This window comes from Marinomonas sp. 63XJN7_7_ISO-PGPR-S23-202 (assembly GCF_056173505.1).
The window spans coordinates 452,124-478,041 of sequence record NZ_CM149677.1 but is presented as its reverse complement, the minus strand read 5'-3'; the positions used below and the strand labels follow the sequence as shown (position 1 = coordinate 478,041).

The window sequence follows — 25,918 nt, the reverse complement described above, 5'->3', positions numbered from 1 at the left end:
ATCGTGCCAAGGTCGCTATTTAATGTTTGATAACTGGCTTGCTTCGTATTCTTCAAAGCCATTTTCTAGAGCGGGAAAAATATCCACCACCTCAAAATACGGCACAGTAAAAATTTGACTGTCTCTTAGGGCTTCGATTAAGAAATAATAGTGTTGTAAATTCTCGGTTTCATAGACTGCAATATCACTGCAACGAGTGGTAAAGGCTTCGCAGTCATACAAGCGGACAGACACATCTGGGTAACGGGCAAAAATATCCCCTATTGTTTCGGTAAAATAACGGTTCCGCTCTTCACGGCTCAAAGACAGCCACGCAGCGGTGGCATTCATATGAACAAAAAAGGTGTATTTTCTTGGCATGGTCTTTTCCCTTAAGAATCATTCATTGTTAGTGTGTTAACACTATCGAACCCTCGCCGCCAAGAAATTAACCTAGGTTAAGAAATCCCACTTTTTTATCCTCAGAGACCTTTACACACTGTCACAAGCGACGCCAAGCCGCGATTTTATCTTTAATAAACTGCAAGCCTGTTTTCAATTCATCGCGAGAAACAGGCCCGGTTAAAGACAGTCGAATCGCATTCGGCACTGGGTAAGAGCCTACTCGGAAAAAATACGCATCTCGGACAAACACGCCCGTCTCAGCCAGCTCGTTTTTGAAGGTCCGACTATCACAGTTTTCTGGTAAATAGAGCCAAACATTAAACCCTGAGACAGCCAACCTTTTGTGAGTAGGAAACATTTTATAAAAAATCCGATAACGCGCCTTCAGTTCACGGGCGATCTCCTCTTCTACTTGTTCCATTGCCCCATTGCTCAACCAACGACAGACTAAATCCAACAAGAGTGGACTGACGTGCATACAAGAGGTTCGCAGCGCCTGCTTCATCGCAGGTTGCAAAGTACTCGGCAGCACCATATACCCCACTCGAACACCGCCAGCAAAATACTTAGAAAAACTGCCAATATACAAGGTGATATCCGGTGCGATGCTAACCAAGGGAGAGCAGCGTTCATCAGGCTGGCAGTACATCACATCATCTTCGATAATCAACACATCAAAACGGCGGCAAATTTCAATAATTTTTAACCGCCTCGAATCACTTAACCTGACACCCGTTGGGTTTTGAATAGAAGGGGTGAGGTACAAAAGTCGAGGACGATGCCGTTGACACTGCAGAGCTAAATCATCGGGAATCAAGCCCTCTTCATCTATCGCGACGGGGACCGCTTTACGCTCCTGTTGGGCACAGGTGTTAATTAACTCGCCGTAACATAAACCTTCCAATAAAATACTGTCACCGCTTCGCGTCAAGGCTTGTAGCACCACACTTAACGCATGTTGCCCACCATAGGTCCATAACAACCGTGACGCATCCAGATCCCATTGCCAGCGCTCGTTCAACCAGGTTTGCAATGTTGTACTATGACCTTGTAAACCATCTGAGATAAAATAATCCAACACCGCCCGTTGAGCGTTAGGCTCACTAACTAAAGCTTCTAACGACTCGCTCAAGCGCTTTTGCTGTCCCAAAATCAAAGGTCGGCACAAACACAAATCCATCCCCCCTCGGCTGGCGATGGGATGATAATACTCCTCTTGAGTCTTCACCTTATCTTTGACATAAGTACCACTACCAACAACAGGAACCGTTACACCGCGTCGTTCCAATTCTTGATAAGCGCGCGTAATCGTTCCTACGGTTACACCCAGCTGATAGGACAAAATTCGTTGCGATGGCAGCTTGGTATTTGGCTTGAGTTCCCCGCGAATCACCGCTTCTTCAAACACATCAGCAAGCACTTTGTACTTAGGCCCAACTCGACCGACTATATCTGGAACAAACATTGTCACCTTTGTCATAGAGACACTTTGTTAAAATAACCAGCATATTCAAGGATGGGAGACAGGTAAATCATTTAAATGTCATGGTGACACTTAAGTCTTACTAAAAGGAATAAGCCTCTGTTTAGAATGGCTATTGTATGACGACTCGCACATAAGAGCGCTCATCTATAAAACCACTAAACGATAAGGATTCATTATGTTATGGAGTTTGTTGCCTTCGCTGTGTCTCTTCAGCTTCGTTGCGGCCGTCACACCAGGCCCCAATAACTTTCTGCTTGCCAGTTCTGGCTCCCAATTTGGCTTTCGTCGAACCCTTGGCCATGTGGCGGGTATTCGTCTCGGGATTATTGGTCTGCTGTTGTTAAGCGCCATCGGCATTGGGGCATTAATTGAACGTTACCCCATTCTCCATGACGGGCTGAAATATATTGGCATTGTCTATATGAGCTATTTGGCCTTAAAACTGGTCTTTAAAAACAGTGTGTTACAGCAAGGAAACGCTCATCAACCTATTCATTGGCTACAAGCGGCGCTCTTTCAAATGGTCAATGTCAAAGCATGGGCAGCCAGCTTGTCTTTAGTCGCGACCTACTCTTTGGTATCAGACTATTGGCTATCGGTGTTATGGATCATCATGGCCTTTACTGGCTGCGGATTGATCGCCAATTTCTGCTGGGTTGGCATGGGCAAAGCCGCCAACCGCTTATTCAATACCCCCAGCAAAATTCGCCTGTTTAACTATGGGCTCAGCTTTCTCACCATCGCGACAATTGTGCCGCTTTTGTTTGAGGCTTAGTAAAAGCAACGAGAATTGATACTTGCTCCTCAAGGTATCAATTCTCCTAGCGAAAAAGTTTTACTGTCTTACTTCCATAACTAGTCTCGATTTTGCAGCTTTCTCGATTTCTGCATTGACCGTTTTGGTGTTTTCCTGATCAAGGAAAGCATCCCATTCATCCAGCAGTAATGGCCCCTTCGTATGGGATAACAACCATAAGATGCATTTCTTAGAGTATTGTCCATCGGACAAGCTTGAAGACGATACCTCTTCCCAAGGGTACATGACCTTAAAAGAAGGATTGAAATAAATAGCATCGTACTTATCGCGAAACGCTTTCAAGAAAGTGGATTTACCCGAGCCGTTTTTCCCTTTTAGAGAAAATCGCCCCGACTCTTTAGGGGTAAGCTCATTTTGGTCAAAAAGCTTCTCACCTTTATATAGACGCACATTGTCATTAAAGCTAAAAGCAGGCTTTTCAATCTCTTTAGCAAAGCACGAGAGCATTTTTAATCGACCTTTGAAAGAAGAAAACGAAATAACAATCGACACTATCTCTGTTGCAGAATTGAGCAGTTGATAGATTCTTGTCAGATTAATAACAATCGCTAATTTTATACCAACACCAACCCCTGTTTTCAGCAAAAGATACAAAACCAATAAGGTCGTTGGCATCAATGAGGCAAAAGCAATAATGAGCATCACAGAGGATTGAAAGACTTCTTCTTTTACTCTGCTCGCCAGATAAACATCAATTTTATTCTTTAGTTTTTTAATAAAATAGGCGTAACTCACCCACGATCCATGATGTGTGTTGTCATGAGTCAACGACAGTAAAGACACAAGCCCTGCACCAGACTCGGATACCCTCAAAGCGAATGCTTCAAGCTTTCTTGAAACAAGGTACTTGATCAAAACAACAAGCACCGCGCTGATCGCGATACTGATTATAAAACGAGCGTCAATAAAGACCGATATAACGATCAGGCTCAGAAAGAAATTCAGAAAAGCAGATGTTCCAAAAGAAATATAACCTATAAAGTCAGAAATAATTTCTTTTCCTTGAGAGCTTAACACTCCAAGTGGTTCACCTTTTATAAAGGGCGATGTGGATGCTTTGTATCGATCAACAGAAGAGAGCCAAAACACCTTGAATACGCCACAAATCCATTTTTGATTAAAGACATCGGATAAACTAGCGGCAACATGAGGAAGAACCATTGATACCACATAGACCACTAACCAAAAATTGAAATTATTCTCATCTATCTTAAATCCATTAATAGAGCGGATTAATTTTATAGACGCATAGACGGATAGCGCAATGGATGATTGATGCACTAGAATAGAAAGAAAGGTAAAAACAGAAAATTGATTAAAATACAGCGACGCCACTCGCCTTAAGTGAAAAATTTTAGACATAGTAAACCCTTAAAAATTTTTTTAATTTCATAACACTTAAAAATATTTTAAGAATCCATCTACATCGTCATTCGCTTCCGTTCAATATGGCATGTGACCTGAGCATATACTAAAAAGGCACGAATAATCTAGACGCCACCTTCCTCCTTTTTGAAAAGATAAAACCCTACCTTGACTGTCATTATGTTTCGAGGCCCTAACGATGGAAGCTGCGTTCTCACCATCACAACAATTATGTACTATGGAAGCCTTACCAATAATAGGTATATAGATCGAGAAGGAACTATCGTATGCTACCCCCTATGATAAGCGTGCACCTGAAATAATTCCTCGTTTTTCACTAGGGAAAATTCGCATAGACGCTGATAAGCCGATAGGAAGCATGAGGTAGTTATGGTCATCAAAACCCCACGAACAGCGCTGGTCACACTTATATTGGTGACCTTCATATGGGGGTCTGAGTTCACTTTAATTGATTTGGCAATGAAGGTTATTCCGGTTAATACCTTTAATGCAGTACGTTTTACATTAGCAGGCTTATCACTTATCCCTTTGCTTTTACTCTCAAAAGAGAAAGTGTTAAGAGCACAAATACGCCCTTTACTTGGCAAAGGAGCCACGCTTGGTTTTGTGCTATTTATTGCCTTTTATACACAAACAGAAGGGCTCAAATACACCAGCGTATCGAATGCTGGTTTTATCACCAGCCTAGCGACACCATTAGTCCCTATATTAGGCTTTTTACTCTTTAAAACTCGCGCGAATCGCTTTGTTTGGTTAGGGATTATCCTGGCAACGATAGGCCTCTATTTACTCACAGTCGGAGACAAATTAGCGTTTAATAAAGGGGACTATATCGTCCTAATCTGTGCATTTGCGTTTGCCGTTCATATGCTTTTAACGGGACGCTTTGTCGTCTCTCTGCCGATCATCCCACTTACCATCATTCAGTTATTCGCGGTGGGGGTTTACAGTGCCATTAGCGCGTTTGTTTCCCCCAACCCTGCGTTTTACCTAGCTGGGAATCCACCACTTAGTTGGCAAGAATGCATTTTTTCTCCCATTGTTTTAGCCACTATTTTGATAGCGAGCTTACTTGGGACCGCTTACGCCTACTGGGCACAATCAGCCTGTCAGAAATTATTACCTGATTATAAAGTCGCTTTAGTATTCACTCTAGAGCCCATATTTGCTTACCTAACAGCTTGGCTGATTCTGGGTGAAAAGCTTGGTCTATCAGGTGCTATCGGTGCCCTCAGCATTCTAGCAGGCGTGATTTTGGCAGAAACCGGTGACAAGTTTTTACTGCGCAAAAGAACAACACATGTTGTATCTCCCCATTCAAGCAAATAAATAACAATGTCTAAGCCTAACTGACACGAAAATGTTAGGCTTTCCACCGGCTCAACCTATCGTTTTCTCAAACCACTCCACATCCCAGTATTGGCCAAACTTTCGCCCTACTTCCCGGTAAACGCCAACGGATTCAAAACCAAACTTTTCATGGATAATTTGTGATGCTTCATTCGGTAAGGTGATGCCAGCGTAGGCACGATGCACGTCTTCTGCTTCCAACAGCTCAAATAATTCAAGGTATAACGCGGTTCCCAACCCTCGACCTTTGGTATTGGGATCGAGATAAATACTCACTTCCACAGACGTTTCATAGGCACGTTTGGGCTTGAATCGGCTACTGCAAGCGTAGCCAATCACTTCATCGTCCTGCTCCACGACCAGTAATCGGTATCGACCCGTTGTGTCAAACTGCGAAAACCAAACGGCTCTGCTTTCCAAGGTGTATGGCTCTATATCAAAGGTCGTAGGGGTATTTACAATGTAGTGATTATAAAGATCGGTTAAGGCCGCTAAATCCTCAATAACAGCGGGGCGAATTTGCACACTCATTTTGCTCTCCAATGACAATACTCTTAGGCTGAAGCGATTCTCTTGTTTTACCACGCTTTACATTGTTGTAGTAAACAATTTGATCTGCTGTAAGTTCGCCAACCGTGACATCGGAAGCGTATCATTGGTATTTTCTATTCCTTAGAAAGAACGCCTTATAAAAATAAGGCGCTCCACAGGCTTAATCCCATTCTGAAAAAGGGTTTTCCCAACCCACCCATACTTTTGGCCCTTGTGCCATTTCTTCATCGGTTAGCAAGCAAGCGTCCAAATTGGCTCGCAAGGCATCTTCATCCATATCCATGCCGATTAAAACCAACTCCTGACGGGCATCGCCCACCTCGTCATGCCATTTTTCATGGATCCAAGCAACTGACTCTTCATCCTGTGGCCAGCGATCTTTTGGCACAGAGACCCACCAATACCCCGCAGGGCCGTGTCGTGCAGCGGCCCCCGCTTGCGACCAAGACCCCGCTTTGGTTGGATCTGATGCTAACCAAAAATACCCTTTTGAACGCACGACTCCCGGCCAATCTTGGTTAACAAGGTGATAAAAACGGCTTGGATGGAATGGCCTACGTGCGCTGTAAACAAAGCTACTAATGCCATATTCTTCCGTTTCTGGTACATGGGTACCACGAATTTCTTGCAGCCAAGCGGGCGCTAAAGAGGCTTGTTCAAAATCAAACAGTCCTGTATTTAAAACACGGTCTAATGGCACCTTACCAAACTGAGAAATTTCAATTTTCGCCCTTGGATTCAAGCTACGTAGAATCGCTATCAGTCGGTCTCGATCTTCTTCGCTCACCAAATCAACTTTATTAATGACCATCACATCGCAAAACTCAATTTGCTCAATGAGTAGATCAACGACTGTTCGGTCGTCTTCCTCCCCTAACGATTCCCCACGAGTCTGTAAATCATCTTGTGAGCTATAATCACGAAGAAAATTAAACGCATCTACCACGGTCACCATAGTATCCAGTTGTGCCACCTCATTCAGACAACGGCCATCTTCCCCTTCAAAAGTAAAAGTTTCCGCAACGGGTAACGGCTCTGAAATACCGGTTGATTCAATCACCAACTGATTAAATCTTCCTTCCTTGGCAAGTCGCTCTACCTCAATAAGCAAGTCTTCCCTTAACGTACAGCAGATACAGCCATTGCTCATTTCAACCATTTTTTCATCGGTACGAGAAAGCTCTGCTCCTCCTTCTCGAATCAAGGCAGCATCAATATTGATCTCACTCATGTCATTCACAATCACAGCAACCCGTCGGCCTTCGCGATTGGTTAAAATATGGTTGAGTAAGGTGGTTTTACCTGCACCAAGAAAACCAGACAACACAGTGACTGGCAATTTTTTATTCGTAAAGCGACTCATTGGATGTTCATTCATATAATGCCCTACATGAAGAAAAGTGATTGATAGATCTAAGATTAACGATTTGATGGAATTCAATACGCCAAGATAATTATGTTATAACATAACAAATACACTTATGACAAACCCCATGCTCGATGGAAGTGACCTAACAACATCAAAATTAGAAAACCTCAGCTCCTCTGGCTACGTGGCAAGAGAGAGTTGTAGAAGGCGCTCGCCAAACAATTGTTTGTAATCTTTGGCGAATTGACTTAGATGCCAAAAGCCCCATTGAGTGGAAATCAAACTATTACTAGTCTTCATTAATAAACCTATAGCTAATGCATTAGTTCAGGCCATTGGGTCGACCAGCAACAGTGATGATTAAAATCCGGAACGACTTTAATTTGAGGTTGTTTTCCTTTAGGAAAACGATCCCGGTAAGACTCATCAACGGCTAAAGGAATGGTTTTATCTTTTCCCCCTATTAGCAAAAGTTGCGGGATATTCATCAATTCTCGCCAATAATCAGCTGGATTCAGAGACCCTGTTAAAGGCGTTATATCGAGTAACTGTGTCCATTTTTTAGGGTCTAAATTACCGGCAACCGTAATCAAACGCACAACATCATGACGTCTTGCAGCAACTAAAGCAGCAATAGCACCACCACCAGAATAACCGACGAGAATAATGTTCTTTGCATGGAATTTTGTTTTTACCAATGACACAGCCTGATCCATCGATGCCACAACCTCAGGCCCGAAACGGGCGTTTGTCCAGTATTTTTGAGTGCAATTTTTACTTTCAACATACTGGCAAGGTCTTCCTAAATAGACCACATTACCATGATCTTTCAGGGCCAACTTTAAGGCGAGAGGATTCATTGGTGTTGGGTTAGAAGACGGCTGTGTCCTGCTAACCCACGCCAGCCCATCGCCTTCAATATAAACGGTTAACGTCTCATTTTTTTTAATATGATGTTTGACCGTTTTATTAGTTTTTGAAGAGGGCGCATAGCTTTCAATATTAAAAAACTGAGTATGCAAGGTATCCGCTTTCCACCCTGCTTTGTCAGCAATAAGGTCGGCATTTTTAATTCTACTCGCGACTGAGAAATGAGCGCACCCTTGCATCAATAATGTAAGCAGCACAATAAAACCACAAGAAAATCCTCTCACACCACATCCTCTATTTTTTTATAAAAAAACCTCACTTCATATTGAGGTGAGGTCTTTCTAATAACAACTTAGCCACTTAAAAAAGTGGCATCATCAGAACATCCATCTAACTTTAGCCGATGCAGTTTGGCTCAAGAAATCCGTACGACCTTCTAGGTCATAACGCACGATGATATGTGTTTCATCATTCAGTGCGTAATTCATACCTAAACCAGCACTCATTAACCATGGAGATTGCTTCAAACCTTCTGTTGTAAAGGTAGGGCCACCACCTGCGTAAGAAGATACCAAATTAGACTGATCATTAATCAGATCATAACCCACACCCACATTCGCCGCCAAAGTTAGGCTACTACTAAGTCGCTGATTAAGATCACCTTGAGCGGTTATAACAAAAGCGTTCGTAGTATTGCCGTTAACGTTCAAATTTAACGCATTCGCTCCGGTTTCTTTGTAGCTATCGTCTTTGATATAAGAATAATCTGCTCGGATGCTTGGCATTAGACTTGTATCGCTGTTAATCGCAAAGGTTCGACCAATTCCCGTACTTAGGTGACTTGTATAGCTATTGTAATCAGACTTGGCCTTCGTACTCATAAAGTTAATATCTCGTGTCCCTTCATTTCGGTTTAGACCAACACTTGCCTGCCAAGTTATATCAAGATGATGGAAGTCCTTACCTAAACGACGTTGACCATAGAGGGTCGCTTGGTACGCATCAATATCAGCCTTATTTGTGGCACTTAACCCTTTACCATTAACCGAACTGTTTACATAAGACAGTGATAGCCCCACCGTTGTCTTATCATTGATATCTCCATCAATGCCACCAATCACGCCGTAACTATGTGCCTTGTAACCACTCACCCCATTACGTGAGTTTTGGTTTGCCCAACTGCCTATTGGCTTCACCCAAGCATGTTTGTTTGAAATGAAACCATCGCCCGACGACGCACCAGATTGACGCGCTGCTATAATATTGCTATTGCCGTGCATCACACTACTGGACACCTGTGCGCTTACCCCCTCTAGTAGCGGTAAAGTTTGAGCAACGGCCTCGCTTACCTGCTGCCCAGTAGAAAGCTTACCTAATGCAGTGACAACATCTCCCATACCTGTACCTGTATTACCGCCTTGAACAAAGCTATCGAGTACTTTAGCAGCGCCAAAACCTGCTTTAAAAGCTTGATTTTGAACATATTTTTGAACAGTGATTTTATTAACAGCAGTTATATTAATATTGTTACCAACGGCACTGGCTGTGAAATCAAACAAAGCTGAGTTATCGGTCACAACAAAACCATCAGAATGTAAAGTGCCCGCTTCGACAACGTTTGTCATGGTACCAGAAGCTAGGCTGTTAATTTTGTTAACATCCACATCAATTTTGGCGTTTCTTGCAAAAGTAGCCGTATTCACGACGTTTAGTCTACCGAAACTCGTCAAGCTGCTTGCACCTATTTTCAGATTAGCGCTTGCCTCTTGTGTGTAATTCCCACCAATAGTAGTTGTCTCACCATCCGCAATTGACAGGGTTGCCTTATTCGTCAACGAGTTCCCACCTGTACCATTAGCAAAAGACACAGTGCCTGAGTTAATAACGACATTACCATCACCAGTAATATGGCCACCAAAGACAAAGTCATCAGTACGGTTGAAATTCAAATTGGTATTAGTTGCAAGAGCAATATCGCCCGCCACTGACCCCGTTGATCCACCGTTGCCAAGTTGTAATGTACCCGCACTGACTGTTGTCATACCTTTATAAGTGTTAGTTCCCGATAACGTCAGCGTGCCCTCACTGGATTTAGTCAATGTGCCCGTACCTGATACATTGCCTGCGTAGGTACCCTCCGTGCTTTGATCAAAAATCAACGACGCATTATCAACAATATCCCCCTGCAAGCTGGTGGTGGTGCCTGTCAACGAACCGCCTGAAATAGTCGTACCACCAGAATAGGTATTTGTGCCACTTAAGGTTACGTCACCTGTACCCGATTTAGTCAGTGTTCCCGTACCTGATACATTGCCTGCGTAGCTCCCATCCGTGCTTTGGTCAAACATCAACGACGCGTTATCGACAATATCCCCTTGCAAACTGGTGGTGGTGCCAGTCAACGAACCGCCTGAAATGGTCGTACCACCAGAATAGGTATTTGTGCCACTTAAGGTCAGTGCACCCACACCGGATTTAGTCAGGGACCCTGTACCTGATACATCACCTGCGTAGGTACCATCCGTGCTTTGATCAAACATCAACGACGCGTTATCAACAATATCCCCTTGCAAGCTGGTGGTGGTGCCTGTCAACGAACCACCTGAAATGGTCGTACCACCAGAATAGGTATTTGTGCCACTTAACGTCAGCGTACCCGAACCCGATTTAGTCAATGCGCCAGTGCCTGTTATTTCCCCTTTGTATTCTGTATCACTTGCCTGATTCAATGATAAGGTCGCGCTTCCAAGGTTGACTTCAGCATTAGAAGAGTTACCCGCTAGCGATTTTAACGTTTGATTATTGTTGCCTAAGTCAAGCGTACCGCCGTTGACAATAAAATCTGAGTTTGCAGATAATGCATCTTCAGCCCCTGCTTTCAACGTTCCTGCTGTAACGGTCGTTGCTCCAGAGTAAGAATTACCAGTATTGGATAATACTAATGTGCCCGCACCGGATTTAGTCAGTGAACCTGATCCTACAATTTGGCCAGAAGCTGTAACATTTTCATCGCCTGCAACGCTGACAGCACTTGTTTTACCAGCATCAGCCGTCAAATTCATTGCATTGGCAAGCGTTGTACTACCTGTTACCTCCAATGTACCGTTGCCCAAAGTTAGGTCGCCACTACCTAGATTATCCTTAGTTGCAATCGACAAGGTACCATCGGAAATGGTCGTACCACCAGAATAGGTATTTGTGCCACTTAAGGTCACACCCCCTGTACCAGATATAGTCAGTGCTCCTGTACCAGATACATTGCCTGCGTAGCTCCCATCCGTGCTTTGGTCAAAAATCAACGACGCATTATCAACAATATCCCCTTGCAAGCTGGTGGTTGTGCCTGTCAACGAACCACCTGAAATAGTCGTACCACCAGAATAGGTATTTGTGCCACTTAAGGTCACAGCCCCTGTACCAGATTTAGTCAGTGCTCCCGTACCAGATACATTGCCTGCATAGGTACCATCCGTGCTTTGGTCAAACATCAACGACGCATTATCGACAATATCCCCTTGCAAGCTGGTGGTGGTGCCTGTCAACGAGCCGCCTGAAATAGTCGTACCACCAGAATAAGTATTTTCGCCACTTAAGGTCACATCCCCCGTACCAGATTTAGTCAGTGCTCCCGTACCTGATACATTGCCTGCGTAAGTACCATCCGCGTTTTGATCAAAAATCAACGACGCATTATCAACAATATCCCCTTGCAAGCTGGTGGTGGTGCCTGTCAACGAACCACCTGAAATGGTCGTACCACCAGAATAGGTATTTGTGCCACTTAACGTCAGCGTACCCGAACCCGATTTAGTCAATGCGCCAGTGCCTGTTATTTCCCCTTTGTATTCTGTATCACTTGCCTGATTCAATGATAAGGTCGCGCTTCCAAGGTTGACTTCAGCATTAGAAGAGTTACCCGCTAGCGATTTTAACGTTTGATTATTGTTACCTAAGTCAAGCGTACCGCCGTTGACAATAAAACCTGAGTTTGAAGAAAAGGCACTAACTGTACCTGCTTTCAAGGTTCCTGACACGACGGTCGTTGCACCAGAATAGGTATTTATGCCACTTAAGGTCAGCGTGCCCGCACCCGATTTCGTCAGTGTGCCCGCACCTGAAACGACATTACTATAGTTCTGAGCGTCTTGATTGTTAAAAATAATGCCAGCGCCATCCGCTACGGAGACATTGCTGGTGATAGACCCATCTGTCGTACCATCACCTAGCTGTAAATTCCCTCCACTAACCGTGGTATTACCTGTGTAGGTATTCGCTCCCGATAACGTCAGCGTGCCCGTACCGGATTTAGTCAGTGCCCCCGTACCTGTTATTTTCCCTTTGTAGTCTGTATTACTCGCCTGATTTAGCGATAAGGTCGCGCTTCCAAGATTGACTTCAGCATCAGAGGAGTTACCTGCTAGCGATTTTAACGTTTGATTATTGTTGCCTAAGTCAAGCGTGCCGCCGTTGACAATAAAATCTGAGTTTGCAGATAATGCATCGTCAGCTACTGCTTTCAAGGTTCCGTCAGTAACGGTCGTTGCTCCAGAGTAAGAATTACCGGTATTGGATAATACTAACGTGCCCGCACCGGATTTAGTCAGTGCTCCAGATCCAGAAATTTGGCCAGAAGCTGTAACATTTTCATCGCCTGCAACGCTGACAGTACTTGTTTTACCAGCATCAGCCGTCAAATTCACTGCATTGACAAGTGTTGTACTACCTGTTACCTCCAATGTACCGTTGCCCAAAGTTAGGTCGCCACTACCTAGATTATCCTTAGTTGCAATCAACAAAGTACCACCGGAAATGGTCGTACCACCAGAATAGGTATTTGCGCCACTTAAGGTCAGCGTGCCAGCACCGGATTTAGTTAACCCTCCCGTGCCAGAAATAACACTAGAGACTGCGACACTTTTATCGTCTGCAACGTCTATAGCACTATTCGCATCCGTTGTTGAAATAGTTTTGCTGAAGTTTTCAACGTTATCAGTAACTTCCAACGTGCCACCATTCAGGATCAAGTCACCAGCACCCATGTTGCTCTGAGACGCAATAGACAAGGTTCCTCTAGAAATAGTCGTTTTGCCTTTATATGTATTCTCTGCGGTTAATATGAGCTTACCTTCACCCGATTTGGTTAGTGCTCCATCACTAAAGGCGGTTCCATCAGCGGAGATGATTCCCGAAACAGTGACACTCTTATCCTTTAATACACTGATAGTATTATCATTACCTGAAGAATTAAAAAGTCTGGAGGACGAGAGTTGAATATGTTTACTAAAATCTGTTATATCGGATGTTATGTTTAACGTGCCGCCGCCCAGAATCAACTGACCTGTTCCTAAATTGCCCTGAGATGCAATAGATAAAGTACCAGCAGAAATACGCATCGTACCTTTGAATGTATTCTCATCCGTTAATGTAAGCTTGCCAGATCCGCCTTTATCAAATTCCCCTTCCCTTGTACCAACAATTCTCCCAGAAAAAACTTTATCGTCATTAATATAATCGCTCAGATATAGTCTTCCCGCCCCAATATCAATAGTGCCAGCGGTAGATCCTGAAGTACTAGCTAGTGTGGCCAAAGTTTGATTTCTATCATTTAAATCAAGAGTGCCACCATCCACAACAAAATCAGATTTATAAGAAAAAGCAAAATCTGAATCTGCTTTTAGCACTCCACCTGTGATAGTTGTTTGTCCAGAGTAATTAGTCCCAGTTGAATTCAAAACTAAAACTGTTGTACCAGATTTTATATCAACGGAGCCAGAGCCACCAATTCCAGTATAAAAAACGTAATCAGCATGATTTACATGGTTGGTATGATTAAAAGAAATTTTAGTATTTTTTTCGGTCTCAATTCTACCTAAATCCAACACACCAGCGGAAGTAGCACTTTCGCCTTGAGAGCCACCAATATTAAGTGTACCACCATTGACAAGTGATAGAGTTCTGCTAGTTGCATTAAGACGACCGCCATTTTTTAACGTTAGATCACCTGAAACAGTCATTGAACTAGTGTCTAATGTACCTTCGACTTCAATGCTACCGTTTTTTAGCTCTGTTGAACCTGATACGGTAAGAGTTTTATCGCTAGAAATTTTAAGATGTCCGGCTGTTGCTTCTTGACCCACGATTAGAGATTTTGCTTTTTCATCATTCGATACAACAACTGCACTACTATTATCCGCTTGTCCAATGACTATAATATCGTCAGTATCGGTAGGTGGGTTTGTTGCAGTTCCAACATTAGCAGTGGAATCCCAGTTAGCTGCAGTAGCCCAATCTGTTCCAGTATTATTCGATGTTAACGTATCCGCCCAAGTCGGCGCTGAAATAACAGCAACGCCTGTGGTTAACAATATCATGGCGATTTCTTGGGCACGTTTGCCTTTAGTAAGAACTTTTGTACTGGAAATAGTTTTAGTTCTACCCTTTGCAGCTTCACTAGCAACAACCCACAACCCGAGCACAGCATTCCAAACTAAGCGAAATGAACGGTTCATTGACTTGTAACTCCATATAAATACAAGGTTTTTCGAAAAAAGTAGTTACAAGAAAAGTTACAAATATATGTCAATCAGATATTTTGAAGCGTTTATGAAATCAATGAGAATAAAAGAGTCAAAAAGGTAAATAATTAGCAGATATAAAAAGCAACATCCTTGTAACCTAATTGACGATAATATTACATATTAAGCTATATTTCATCACAAAATTTAGAAATTGCGAATTTATGGTAAGGAAATAGTACAGATCTTGTCGTTCAAATAGATCATTCATACAGAAGAAAAGCCATATCACCATTGTAATACGAGGCCTTTCGAGACTGTAACTAATTTTGTGTAACTGCCTACCACAACATATTCTATTAAGAATTAAGGATAGGTAGATGCAAATGAACAAAAAAGAACTTGAAGCGTTCGCAAAAGAAGCCGCCAAGGGAATTAAAACGCCTGAGGATCTCAACGAATTTAGCCAAATGCTGAAGAAGATTACCGTTGAAGCGGCATTGAATGCAGAAATGGATGACCATCTGGGTTACGAGAGACATCAAAAGTCCACCTCAACCAATAGTCGTAATGGCAAGAATAGCAAGCGTATTAAGACGGAAGATGGTGAGTTTGAACTGGATACGCCTCGTGACCGAGAAGGCTCTTTTGAACCCAAGCTGGTCAAAAAACACCAATCCCGATTCACTTCTATGGACGATAAAATCCTGTGGCTCTATGCGCAAGGCATGAGTACCCGAGACATCGTCAATGCCTTCGATGAATGGTATGGTGCCGAGATATCTCCAACACTGGTATCACGCGTTACCAATGCGGTCATTGAGCAAGTGACTGAATGGCAAGCACGCCCTTTGGATGCCATCTACCCCATTGTGTATCTTGATTGTATTGTGTTGAAAATCCGCCAAGATAAACGCGTCATCAATAAATCGATCTTCTTGGCACTCGGTATCAACACTGAAGGTCATAAAGAACTCATGGGCATGTGGATTGCGGAGAACGAAGGTGCGAAGTTCTGGCTCAACGTCCTCACTGAGCTTCAGCAGCGCGGCGTAGAAGATATTCTCATCGCTTGTGTTGATGGTCTAAAAGGCTTCCCAGAAGCCATCAATGCTGTTTTCCCACAAACTAACATCCAACTGTGCATCGTACACATGGTACGCAACTCATTGAAATATGTATCATGGAAAGACTATAAAGCAGTGACGGCGGATTTAAAGCAAGTTTACCGCTCCGCAACGGAAGAAGAAGCCTTGCTAGAGTTAGATCGTTTCGGCGACATCTGGGACGATCAATACCCGCAAATTACCAAATCATGGCGCAATCACTGGCATCACCTCAATACGTTGTTTAATTACCCTGACGATATCCGAAAAGCGATCTACACAACGAATGCGATTGAGTCCCTGAACAGTGTTATCCGTAGAGCCATTAAAAAACGTAAAGTCTTCCCAAGCGATGATTCTGCGAGGAAAATGGTATACCTTGCCATTAAAGAAGCCAGTAAGAAATGGACGATGCCAATTCAGAACTGGCGCCAAGCAATGAGTCGATTTATTATTGAGTTCGAGGAGCGTCTCGAAAAGCACCTTAACTAAATGGCAGTTACACAGAATCTGTTACAGGGTCGGCCTTTCTCATCCATCTCATAGAGCATACTTTAGAGTTAAATCCAAGTGAATCCCGCTTTATATGAAAAACTCACCTTATTCTAAAGCCCGAAACTCCAACGTCTGTGATGGGTTTTCAGCAAACAATTGTTTGTAATCTTTGGCGAATTGACTTAGGTGCCAAAAGCCCCATTGGGTGGCAATATCACTGACGGTTTGTCCGTTTGTTGCATGAAGTAATGAACGTCGTACACCATTAAGCCGACTAGCACGCAAATATTGAATTGGACTCACACCTAGAATACTTTCAAAACTGTACTGCAAGGTTCGGCGGCTCACGCTGCAGACTTCACACAGTTGCGTGATGGTAACGGGCTCGTCCAAATGGTTATCTAAAAATTGACGCGCCACATCAACCACTCGTTTTCGATGGAAATAACTTTGCGTTTTCGCAGGCTTAGGCGTTTCCACTTTCAGCACTTCCAGCAAGGCCATCATGATAATGTCGTGCTGCAAACGCGGCGGGGTCGCGGTATTGTGAGTAGATAATAAGCGAGCCAGCAAAAAACGCACATCGGCCAGGGTTTTATTGGGGACGCCAAGGCGTCCGTAGGCGGTCAGTTCTCGCCAATTCAGATCAACTCCATGAATATTTGCCATGTTTACCAAAGACTCACGATCCACTACTAACCCATAGAGGTCGTAATTCTGAGGCGTCGTTAGCTGAAACTCACAATCACCAGGCCGACACATAATGGTGTCTGGCCGAATCGTCAAACCGTTAATGCGGCTTTCCTCTTGACCCACTAAAGGAATTCCCAACCAAATGGAATCCGGCCAGACCACACATTTTTGCTGCAATGCCTGACTAGTATGTTCGCGGAAAACTTGTAGACCGCTTAATGGCAGCTCAATAATGCGCCCATAGAAACGCCCTCGACTAATTTGGTCGTATTCTTGTTGCCAATTGGTGAGGTTGCTGGCATGCAGGTCGGCATCATATGCGTCGGATACATGAAGCGGAACGCCCTTATTCGGTGCAAAAGTGGATTCAAACAGCATATACTTTTCCTGTAGCATGGTCATTTATCTTGCCAAAATAGCTCTTTAAAACCATAACCTACTGAAATTATTAGATATTAATAATTTTGCCATTATTCGTTAACAGAATGACGAACATAATTATTATTGTGTAACCAGCAAAACTTATGCCGCTCAAAAGACTTTTTAGTCGCATAAGTCATGTATTCAAGTAAACGGAACTTTGCGTGAGTGGGAGCAACTCCCCCTCAAGTGGAACAGGATCTTTACAAACTGAGTTTGTAGAGGACGAATAACATATGTTGAGAGGTCACAATGACAACACAAACACTAAAACCCACGTTAGGTACCATACATTTATGGGCCATCGCCGTTGGGCTCGTTATCTCTGGAGAGTATTTTGGTTGGAGCTATGGTTGGGGAGTCGCTGGTACATTAGGTTTTTTGATCTCCGCCGTTGTTGTTGCCATTATGTACACGTGTTTTATCTTCAGCTTTACCGAATTAACCACCGCCATTCCCCATGCGGGTGGACCGTTTGCCTATAGTCGACGGGCATTTGGCGAAAAAGGTGGTTTGATAGCGGGGCTTGCCACCTTAATCGAATTTGTCTTTGCGCCACCCGCCATCGCGCTGGCCATTGGCGCTTATTTAAATGTTCAATTCCCTGAATTAGACCCGAAAACAGCGGCCGTTGGAGCCTATATTATTTTTATGGGGCTAAATATTCTGGGGGTTAAAATTGCCGCCACCTTTGAGCTGATTGTCACCGTACTGGCGGTCATCGAGCTGCTTGTGTTTATGGGTGTCGTCGCCCCAGGTTTTAGCTTTAGCAACTTTGTTATTAATGGCTGGGCCGGCTCCAACACCTTCTCATTGGGCTCCATGTCAGGCATTTTTGCAGCCATTCCCTTTGCCATCTGGTTTTTCTTAGCGATAGAAGGGGCTGCCATGGCTGCCGAAGAAGCGAAAGACCCCAAACGTACCATTCCCAAAGCCTACGTTAGTGGCATTCTGACCTTGGTCTTCTTGGCCATGGGCGTGATGATTATGGCTGGCGGCGCGGGTGATTGGACAGCACTTTCCAGCATCAACGACCCACTTCCACAAGCCATGAAAATGGTTGTCGGTGAACATTCTGGCTGGTTACATATGTTGGTCTGGATTGGCTTGTTTGGCCTTGTCGCCTCATTCCACGGCATTATCCTGGGTTATTCTCGTCAAGGTTTTGCGTTGGCTCGCGCTGGTTATTTACCTGCTAGTCTGGCTAAATTGTCGCGTTTTCAAACACCGCACCGTGCCATTATCGCTGGCGGAATCATTGGTATTGCCGCCATTTACAGTGATGGCATTATCAACCTACAAGGTATGAGTTTAACCGCAGCCATGATTACCATGGCGGTATTTGGGGCCATTGTGATGTACATCATCAGCATGTTAAGCCTGTTCAAGCTGCGTAAAACGGAGCCTAATCTAGAACGTACTTTCAGTGCCCCAGGGTACCCTGTCGTACCAGCGATTGCGTTGACCCTAGCTGTCGTCTGCTTGATTGCGATGGTGTGGTTTAACCTTGTTATCGCACTGATTTTCTTAGGCTTTATGGTCATCGGTTTTATTTATTTCTCTCTTACCAAACACCAACGGGACAACGCACAGGGCGATGTCATGTTAAGTGGTTCCAACTCGATCTAAACTGGCGACTACTTTGCATGTCAGCATAGAGGTGGTACGTTCAACAACGTACTACCTTTTATGCATTAACAGGTCACCGTTCTATACTTAACGTCGAAATAATAAGAGGCGTAACTGACTGATGAACCATTCAGACTCCAAGTTTTCCTTTCGCTATACCCTTGGTGAACGCACCTTTGGCTTTGTTAACCTTGCTGATTTAATGGCTAAAGCCACCCCCGCTCGCTCGGGAGATCGACTAGCAGGGGTCGCCGCCCAAAGCGCGGAAGAACGCGCTGTCGCGCAGATGACATTAGCCGATGTACCACTTAAGCTTTTCCTTGAAGAACTTTTGGTTCCCTATGAAGACGATGAAATTACTCGGTTAATCATTGACGAGCATGACCAACAGGCCTTTTCTCCTATATCTCACCTGACGGTCGGTGGTTTTCGAGATTGGCTATTAAGTGATTTGGCTACTAGCGAGATACTCACGCAAATCCGCCCTGGTGTCACACCAGAAATGGCGGCAGCTGTCAGTAAAATTATGCGTAACCAAGACCTCATTCTCGTGGCGAAAAAATGTCATGTAAAAACGGCATTTCGCAACACCATTGGCTTACCGGGTCATTTATCCACCCGCTTACAACCCAACCATCCGACGGACGATTTAACCGGTATCGCGGCGAGCATGTTGGATGGCCTGCTCTATGCTAACGGAGATGCCGTCATCGGCATTAACCCCGCGACAGACAATGTGCAACAAGCAACGCGCTTAATCAAAATGATGGACGAGGTCATTCAGCATTATGAGATCCCCACCCAATCCTGCGTGTTAACCCATGTTACCAATACACTCGAATGCATCGAGCAAGGGGCTCCTGTAGATTTGGTGTTCCAATCCATTGGTGGTACACAAGCGACGAATGACAGTTTTGGGTTTAACCTTGCCAATTTAGCTGAGGCACAGGCAGCCGCCTTATCCCTCAAACGGGGCACCGTCGGCAACAACGTCATGTATTTCGAAACAGGACAGGGCAGCGCGTTATCGGCCAACGCCAATCATGGTTTGGATCAACAGACCTGTGAGGCGCGAGCCTATGCTGTGGCACGTAAATTCAGTCCGCTACTGGTTAACACGGTTGTCGGTTTTATCGGTCCTGAATATTTATACGATGGCAAAGAAATTACCCGAGCGGGGCTCGAAGACCACTTCTGTGGCAAGCTACTTGGCTTACCTATGGGATGTGATGTGTGCTATACCAACCATGCTCAAGCCGATCAAAACGACATGGACAACTTACTAACGTTGCTCGGCGTCGCTGGTTGCACTTTCGTGATGGGGATTCCTGGTTCGGACGACATCATGCTCAACTACCAGACAACTTCATTCCACGACGCCCTATATGCTCGAAGAGCACTGGGGCTAAAACCCGCCCCCGAGTTCGATGCTTGGCTCGCCAAGATGGGGATTTTTAAGAACAACGAACAGTTTGTTTTGAATCAGCAATTACCCGATGCTTTCTATAAGCCCTTAAACCGTCTGATTGGAGGCCAATAATGGGCACAGACGATACGAAAAATCGAATGGATTCAACACTGTCTTCCGAGCCACCATCAAACGAAGCGGTGACAGAGAATATATGGCACAAACTCAATGCCTTTACGGATGCCCGTGTGGGTCTGGGACGTTCCGGTATTAGCGTACCGACAAAGCACTTATTAGCCTTTCAATTGGCTCATGCCCAGGCAATTGACGCGGTGCATACCCATTTGGATAGCAAAGGACTCGCGACTCAACTTATGGCACAGGATTGGGCTCCTCAGTCTGCGCCTTTGTTTTTACACAGCCGAGCAGCAGATCGTGCGATTTACTTGCAGCGTCCTGATTATGGTCGACGACTGGATGATGAATCCGCCCGACTTTTAGATGAACACCAAGCCAGTTATCCACAAGGGTATGATCTAGTGATTGCCGTTGTGGATGGACTATCTTCTCTAGCCATTGAGCAAAATACCCAGCCCTTTCTCAATGCCTTGTTTTCCATATTAGGCAATCAGTCGCCTTCTTGGACAATCGCTCCTTTATGCCTAGTAGAACAAGGCCGCGTCGCCATTGGCGATGATATTTGTGAGCGCCTTAACGCTAAATGCGTGTTGGTGCTCATTGGTGAACGTCCTGGATTAAGCTCACCAGACAGTTTAGGCTTGTATCTTACTTGGGGAGGCAAAGTCGGCTATACCGATGCGTATCGCAATTGCATCTCAAACATTCGCCCTGCCGGACTGAATTATCAGGAAGCGGCTCGCAAGGCGTTTTATTTATTGAAAGAAGCCAAACAATTGAAGCTATCTGGCGTGAAACTTAAAGATCGCTCGGATGACGACCTTGTCATTGATACAGGCCACTCCACACGTAACTTCCTAACGGCTTCGGACTGACGGTTTTAGACAAGCGGCATGGCAAAGCCTGTATGGATAATTACTTTGAAACACATACGTAACATTAACGTACTATGCTATAAATTAGAGCGCAATCCATGTCATCATTAGTGAACTTATGAGGTAGTAACATGAAAATGAAAGGCCAAATCGATAGTGTTTACCCGCCAGCTAAAGAGTCAAAAAAGAAGGGCAAAAAAGCGTCTAAAAAAACTGCCCAAGCCAAGCAAAAAGGTAAAACTAAGAGTAAGAAAAAAAAATCGGCCGACATCGTTACTCCCACTACAGTTTTAGAACAAGTTGAATCGGTCATTGCGCCCGTAAAAGAAGCCACGCAGGCCGTGAAAGAAACCCTCGAAGAAACCATTCAAGCCTTAGAAAAAAGCCATACTCCAGTCACTGATGACACCCTAGCCGTACTGGATGAGACAACCGACACCAAGACAAAAAACCCCATTGCACGAGCCTCTAAGAATTCACAACCTCTTGTTGACGATGACAAACAACAGACCATGCAGCGCATCATCAAACAATTGATTCTGGGTGATATTAGTCAAGGAGAAGCGCTGAAAATATTACGCATTCAAGTGCTCGGTTTAAAACAAGAAGACTTCGCTAATCTCGTTGGCGTTTCCCGCAAAACCCTTTCGGAGAATGAGAATAACAAAGGTAACTATACAGCGGACATAGTGAACAAATTGTTCCAGCCCTTCGACTTAAAAGTTGGACTCTTGCCCAACTCCGTCAAGACCTTAGAAAGATTACTGGTTTCCAAAAATAGTTAGCTTATCCTATGACAAGGATGTCGTCTGAAATACTTTACCTTGTAAAGAAAGACGCGTTGCCTTCCATTTTACTTGCCAGATCAAAATCTTTCTCAGAAAGCCCACCCACATCATGAGTTGTCAGTTGTATTTTGACGGTGTTGTAGACATTGAACCACTCAGGATGATGATCTTTCTTTTCCGCATAAATCGCGCACAGGGTCATAAAGCCAAAGGCTTGCTGAAAGTCTTTAAATTTGAAGGTTTTACTGAGCTTGTCGTCTTCCAATGTCCATTTAGAATCGGATTTTTCATTAAGAGAATGTAGGGCTTGTTGAACGTCGTTGTCATTGAGCTTTTGTACTGTCATAACGCCTCCGTTGAAGAATTTTTTAAATTGCTGTCATTAAGCTTTCATCTTGCCCATTTAGCTTAACCTTTTCACAGTAACGCGACTCTCGCTCGATGTCCAAGGAAGCCACTTATAATGAAAACACCCTTTACACTCTCTCCTATTAAAAGTTCGTTATGGTTAACACTTTTCATCAGCTCCGTCACCCAGGCAAACTCGACAATACCAACACCATTACCGCCTATCGGGCTGGGCTTTGAACAAACGGTTCCAGTTCCTAAAGTAGGTTACCCTTTGCCCGTGATTCAAAATGGTGCGAACAACAGTAAAGGGAATTTGAAATACAATATTGAGCAAAACCCCATCGCAACGCTACTAATCGGCATGAATCAAATTTGGACGAATGGGCTGAAGGGGTGGCAAAACGACGCCAATAGCAATGGACCAAGCAGTTTTGCCAACCAAGCCATTGTGAACCCAAAAATCTGGCAAGAAAACATTGCTTATGTGATCAAGGCCACCCAGCAGCGCACAGAGAAACAAGCCATTGCCGCCTATTTGGATGATCAGCGCAGCAAAAACTACAGTGTGATTGACGGCTATGGCCCTCTGACACAAGCCTATGTAACGGCTTCTGGCGCCTATACAGACATTGATCAGCCGACCGTCAAAGACATTATTAGCAACGCCCATTACTATGCCAAGAATAATGATGACATCAAGTTTGCCGGGAGACGAAACGCACCATTAGGTAGTGTGTATCAGCTGGTTTACGATTTTCGCGAGCTAGCCCCAGCTTCCACGAGTGCCTCAAAGTATATTTATTCAACCCCTCGTCCATGGCGTATGGACAAAACTGGCGGAATACATTACCTAGGCACCGCGCCTTATTCTTGTGTACAGCAAAATGGTACCGTGCATTTGGACTGGCTGATTGATCAATACCAATCCGAAGTAAAGGTCGTACCTGGCCTGATGTGCTCACGTCGTCATCATGAGAGCAGTGTTGTTGCCAATAATCAGGAAAACCGCCGTAAAGATGGCGCCTATCCAAGTGGACACACCAATGCTGGTTACTTAGCGGCCATGGCCTATGCTTACGCCTTGCCACAGCGTTATTCAGAGATGCTTACTCGGGCGTCGCAATTAGGCGAGAGCCGCATTCAAGCGGGCATGCATTCCCCCGTAGACGTGATCGGTGGCCGTATTCACGCTTTAGCCGTGGCAACTTACGCGTTATCCCAAAGGCACATTCAGGGGGATGCACAAAGAGCCTATAACGACTCGCAATCCTACTTTGGTCAACAAGCTTACGCGGCCAGACAATTCTTGTATTATTTCGCTCACAACAAAGTGTTGCACCCGCAAGGTTTAATACTTGGCGATACGGTCAATACCCATGTATTTGATAACAATAAGTTTGCCAATCACGAAGCGATGAAAGCCCTTTATCGATCACGACTGACCTATGGTTTTAGTCAGACAGGAAAGTTACACCAAGGGCCCATTGTACCAGCAGGGGCTGAACTCTTACTGGCCACCAGACAGCCTTACTTAAGCCCAGCACAACGCCGTGCGGTTCTAGCAACCACAGAAGTGCCCTCTGGCTATCCTATTCTGGATCAATCAAATGGTTGGGGCCGTTTAGATTTAGTCACCGCCGCCGATGGATACGGTGCCTTTAATGGGGATGTTACGGTCAATATGGACGCTAATAAAGGCGCCTTTAATGCTCACGATTGGTGGCGTAATCCTATTTCTGGCAAGGGAAAACTAACGAAGAAAGGCTGCGGTATTCTTACTTTAACGGGCAACAATCAGTATCATGGTGGCACGATTATCGACAATGGTGTATTGGAAGCCGCCTCAATCCATGCATTGGGTAAAGGCGACCTCTATTTGAAAAATGGCATCTTGGATGTGACATCAAAAGGTGCATTAAAGGTCGCGAACTACACTCAGTTAAATGGGGCCACTAAAATCGACATGGATAAAGACGCCAGCCAAATTCAAGCCTCAGGAAACGTGGTTATCGTTGGCGGTACATTGGCCTTAGATTTGTCGCATTTTCAACCTCAAGCAGGCAAAGGCTACGTGCTAATTGAGGGACGCCAGTTACAAGGTCAATTTGAAACCATTTCTTCCCCTCTACCAGTTCGTCTGCAATATACTGACAATAAGCTCATCGCGACCTTTCAATAAATCTGCTTTTCCCCACGAACCAAGCAATAGCCCAACAAATAGATAGGGCTATTGCCTTATTTATGCCAAATCATGCATAAAATGTGAGACCTTGGCACGATTACTGTGCTTGCCAATACTTTGTTAAAAACAGACTCAAAATGCTCATTTATCGGGATAAACTCCGCTTTCTTGTCTGTTTTTGCCGCGTCTTGGCGTCGCTCGTGACATCGAGCAAAGGTCTCAGCGTACTAAATACTTACACTTTAAATGAAAATGATTTGCATTAACGTCATTATTATATAAAAATATTGCCCTCAGACATCGACACCACATGTAATGCAGAGAGTGAATGGAATGATAGAGTCGAAAGCATTAGGATTTGACGTGAATGGCCGCGCCTTATTGGCCGACTTTTCCATGGCCTTTGAGCCTGGAAAAATTTACGCCTTGGTCGGTCATAATGGATCAGGAAAATCCACTCTTCTTAAGCTGCTCGCCCAACAACAAACAGCAACCCGTGGTCATATTCTGCTAAATGGTCAAGCTATCGACTCTTGGTCCCATAAACAATTTGCCCAACAAGTGGCTTATCTTCCTCAGCAAACCCCAGCAACGGACAGCCTATCGGGCAGAGACCTAGTTGGGTTTGGTCGTTATCCTTGGCACGGTTTGCTGGGCCGTTTAAATCGTCAGGATCAAACATACATCGACGAAGCCATGGCGCTAACCGATACCCTCTCTTATCAGGACCGTTTAGTTGACACCCTATCTGGTGGTGAGCGCCAACGCCTTTGGCTCGCCATGTTACTGGCTCAGCGCACGCAATATTTGCTACTTGATGAACCGCTATCTGCTTTAGATATTGCCCATCAAGTAGACATGCTTAACCTGATCAAAAAACTCAGTCGCGAGTTATCCCTTGGTGTGATTATTGTTATCCACGATATCAATATGGCAGCGCGCTTCTGCGATCATATCGTCGCACTGCACAGTGGAAAGATGATTGCCTCAGGCTCTATTGAGAGCCTCTTTACACCACAAACCCTAGAAGACATCTACGGTATCAATATGCACATTACGGATCACCCCGCAGGGTATCCAGTTGCCATGCCTTACTAGCCAAGT

General features: G+C 44.5%; 18 protein-coding genes. 9 read left to right on the top strand and 9 right to left on the bottom strand.

What is annotated here, in order from left to right; all coding sequences use genetic code 11:
- Positions 1-15: 15 nt before the first annotated feature.
- Both AC0VYG_RS02075 and AC0VYG_RS02070 read right to left on the bottom strand, forming a co-directional pair.
- Positions 16-360 (bottom strand): darcynin family protein, encoded by a 345-nt coding sequence (locus AC0VYG_RS02075; protein WP_199476682.1) that lies wholly within the window; start codon positions 358-360, stop codon positions 16-18.
- Positions 361-481: 121 nt separating this feature from the next.
- Positions 482-1,864, bottom strand: a complete 1,383-nt coding sequence (locus AC0VYG_RS02070) for an aminotransferase-like domain-containing protein (RefSeq protein ID WP_475430698.1) — start codon at positions 1,862-1,864, stop codon at positions 482-484.
- 181 nt (positions 1,865-2,045) lie between these two features.
- Between AC0VYG_RS02070 and AC0VYG_RS02065 the strand changes: the two genes are divergently transcribed.
- Complete coding sequence (locus tag AC0VYG_RS02065; protein ID WP_475430697.1) at positions 2,046-2,645, top strand: LysE family translocator; 600 nt, start codon at positions 2,046-2,048, stop codon at positions 2,643-2,645.
- A gap of 60 nt (positions 2,646-2,705) precedes the next feature.
- On the opposite strand, the gene AC0VYG_RS02060 is transcribed toward AC0VYG_RS02065, so the two are convergent.
- Entirely contained in the window at positions 2,706-4,049 is a 1,344-nt protein-coding gene (locus AC0VYG_RS02060) for an ATP-binding cassette domain-containing protein (RefSeq protein ID WP_475430696.1), read from the bottom strand.
- Positions 4,050-4,442: 393 nt separating this feature from the next.
- Between AC0VYG_RS02060 and AC0VYG_RS02055 the strand changes: the two genes are divergently transcribed.
- Positions 4,443-5,402, top strand: a complete 960-nt coding sequence (locus AC0VYG_RS02055) for a DMT family transporter (RefSeq protein WP_475430695.1) — start codon at positions 4,443-4,445, stop codon at positions 5,400-5,402.
- A 51-nt stretch (positions 5,403-5,453) separates the two neighbouring features.
- On the opposite strand, the gene AC0VYG_RS02050 is transcribed toward AC0VYG_RS02055, so the two are convergent.
- The 4 genes from AC0VYG_RS02050 to AC0VYG_RS02035 all read right to left on the bottom strand — a co-directional run bounded on the left by AC0VYG_RS02050 (position 5,454) and on the right by AC0VYG_RS02035 (position 14,723).
- The gene (locus AC0VYG_RS02050; protein ID WP_067012471.1) at positions 5,454-5,954 is read right to left on the bottom strand and encodes a GNAT family N-acetyltransferase; all 501 of its coding nucleotides are present in this window, start codon (positions 5,952-5,954) and stop codon (positions 5,454-5,456) included.
- Between the two features lie 181 nt (positions 5,955-6,135).
- Positions 6,136-7,353 carry a zinc metallochaperone GTPase ZigA gene (gene zigA / locus AC0VYG_RS02045; RefSeq protein WP_475430694.1) on the bottom strand — a complete coding sequence of 406 codons (1,218 nt, stop codon included), beginning with the start codon at positions 7,351-7,353 and terminating at the stop codon, positions 6,136-6,138.
- A 305-nt stretch (positions 7,354-7,658) separates the two neighbouring features.
- Positions 7,659-8,498 carry an alpha/beta hydrolase gene (locus AC0VYG_RS02040; protein WP_475430693.1) on the bottom strand — a complete coding sequence of 280 codons (840 nt, stop codon included), beginning with the start codon at positions 8,496-8,498 and terminating at the stop codon, positions 7,659-7,661.
- A 93-nt stretch (positions 8,499-8,591) separates the two neighbouring features.
- Positions 8,592-14,723: an autotransporter-associated beta strand repeat-containing protein gene (locus AC0VYG_RS02035; protein ID WP_475430692.1), complete on the bottom strand. Its 6,132-nt coding sequence runs from the start codon at positions 14,721-14,723 to the stop codon at positions 8,592-8,594.
- 392 nt (positions 14,724-15,115) lie between these two features.
- On the opposite strand from AC0VYG_RS02035, the gene AC0VYG_RS02030 reads away from it, so the two are divergent.
- Positions 15,116-16,327: an IS256 family transposase gene (locus AC0VYG_RS02030; RefSeq protein WP_475432512.1), complete on the top strand. Its 1,212-nt coding sequence runs from the start codon at positions 15,116-15,118 to the stop codon at positions 16,325-16,327.
- A 108-nt stretch (positions 16,328-16,435) separates the two neighbouring features.
- On the opposite strand, the gene AC0VYG_RS02025 is transcribed toward AC0VYG_RS02030, so the two are convergent.
- A complete protein-coding gene (locus AC0VYG_RS02025; protein ID WP_475430691.1) occupies positions 16,436-17,401 on the bottom strand; it encodes a helix-turn-helix domain-containing protein in 966 nt (321 codons plus the stop codon).
- Between the two features lie 294 nt (positions 17,402-17,695).
- Here AC0VYG_RS02025 and eat point away from each other — a divergent pair, with 294 nt between their 5' ends.
- From eat to AC0VYG_RS02005, 4 genes are all read left to right on the top strand, one after another.
- Positions 17,696-19,072, top strand: coding sequence for an ethanolamine permease (gene eat / locus AC0VYG_RS02020; RefSeq protein WP_475430690.1), 1,377 nt, complete (start codon positions 17,696-17,698; stop codon positions 19,070-19,072).
- A 121-nt stretch (positions 19,073-19,193) separates the two neighbouring features.
- Positions 19,194-20,612, top strand: coding sequence for an ethanolamine ammonia-lyase subunit EutB (locus AC0VYG_RS02015; protein ID WP_475430689.1), 1,419 nt, complete (start codon positions 19,194-19,196; stop codon positions 20,610-20,612).
- Positions 20,612-21,493: an ethanolamine ammonia-lyase subunit EutC gene (eutC, locus tag AC0VYG_RS02010; protein WP_475430688.1), complete on the top strand. Its 882-nt coding sequence runs from the start codon at positions 20,612-20,614 to the stop codon at positions 21,491-21,493. Before AC0VYG_RS02015 ends, eutC begins: the two co-directional genes overlap by 1 nt.
- Positions 21,494-21,624: 131 nt before the next feature.
- The gene (locus tag AC0VYG_RS02005) at positions 21,625-22,278 is read left to right on the top strand and encodes a helix-turn-helix transcriptional regulator (RefSeq protein WP_475430687.1); all 654 of its coding nucleotides are present in this window, start codon (positions 21,625-21,627) and stop codon (positions 22,276-22,278) included.
- A gap of 34 nt (positions 22,279-22,312) precedes the next feature.
- Here AC0VYG_RS02005 and AC0VYG_RS02000 read toward each other — a convergent pair whose 3' ends face one another.
- Positions 22,313-22,627 (bottom strand): 4a-hydroxytetrahydrobiopterin dehydratase, encoded by a 315-nt coding sequence (locus tag AC0VYG_RS02000; RefSeq protein WP_475430686.1) that lies wholly within the window; start codon positions 22,625-22,627, stop codon positions 22,313-22,315.
- A gap of 117 nt (positions 22,628-22,744) precedes the next feature.
- On the opposite strand from AC0VYG_RS02000, the gene AC0VYG_RS01995 reads away from it, so the two are divergent.
- Together AC0VYG_RS01995 and AC0VYG_RS01990 are read left to right on the top strand one after the other, a co-directional pair.
- Entirely contained in the window at positions 22,745-24,811 is a 2,067-nt protein-coding gene (locus tag AC0VYG_RS01995) for a phosphatase PAP2 family protein (RefSeq protein ID WP_475430685.1), read from the top strand.
- 336 nt (positions 24,812-25,147) lie between these two features.
- The gene (locus tag AC0VYG_RS01990; protein WP_199476693.1) at positions 25,148-25,912 is read left to right on the top strand and encodes an ABC transporter ATP-binding protein; all 765 of its coding nucleotides are present in this window, start codon (positions 25,148-25,150) and stop codon (positions 25,910-25,912) included.
- Positions 25,913-25,918 lie beyond the last annotated feature (6 nt).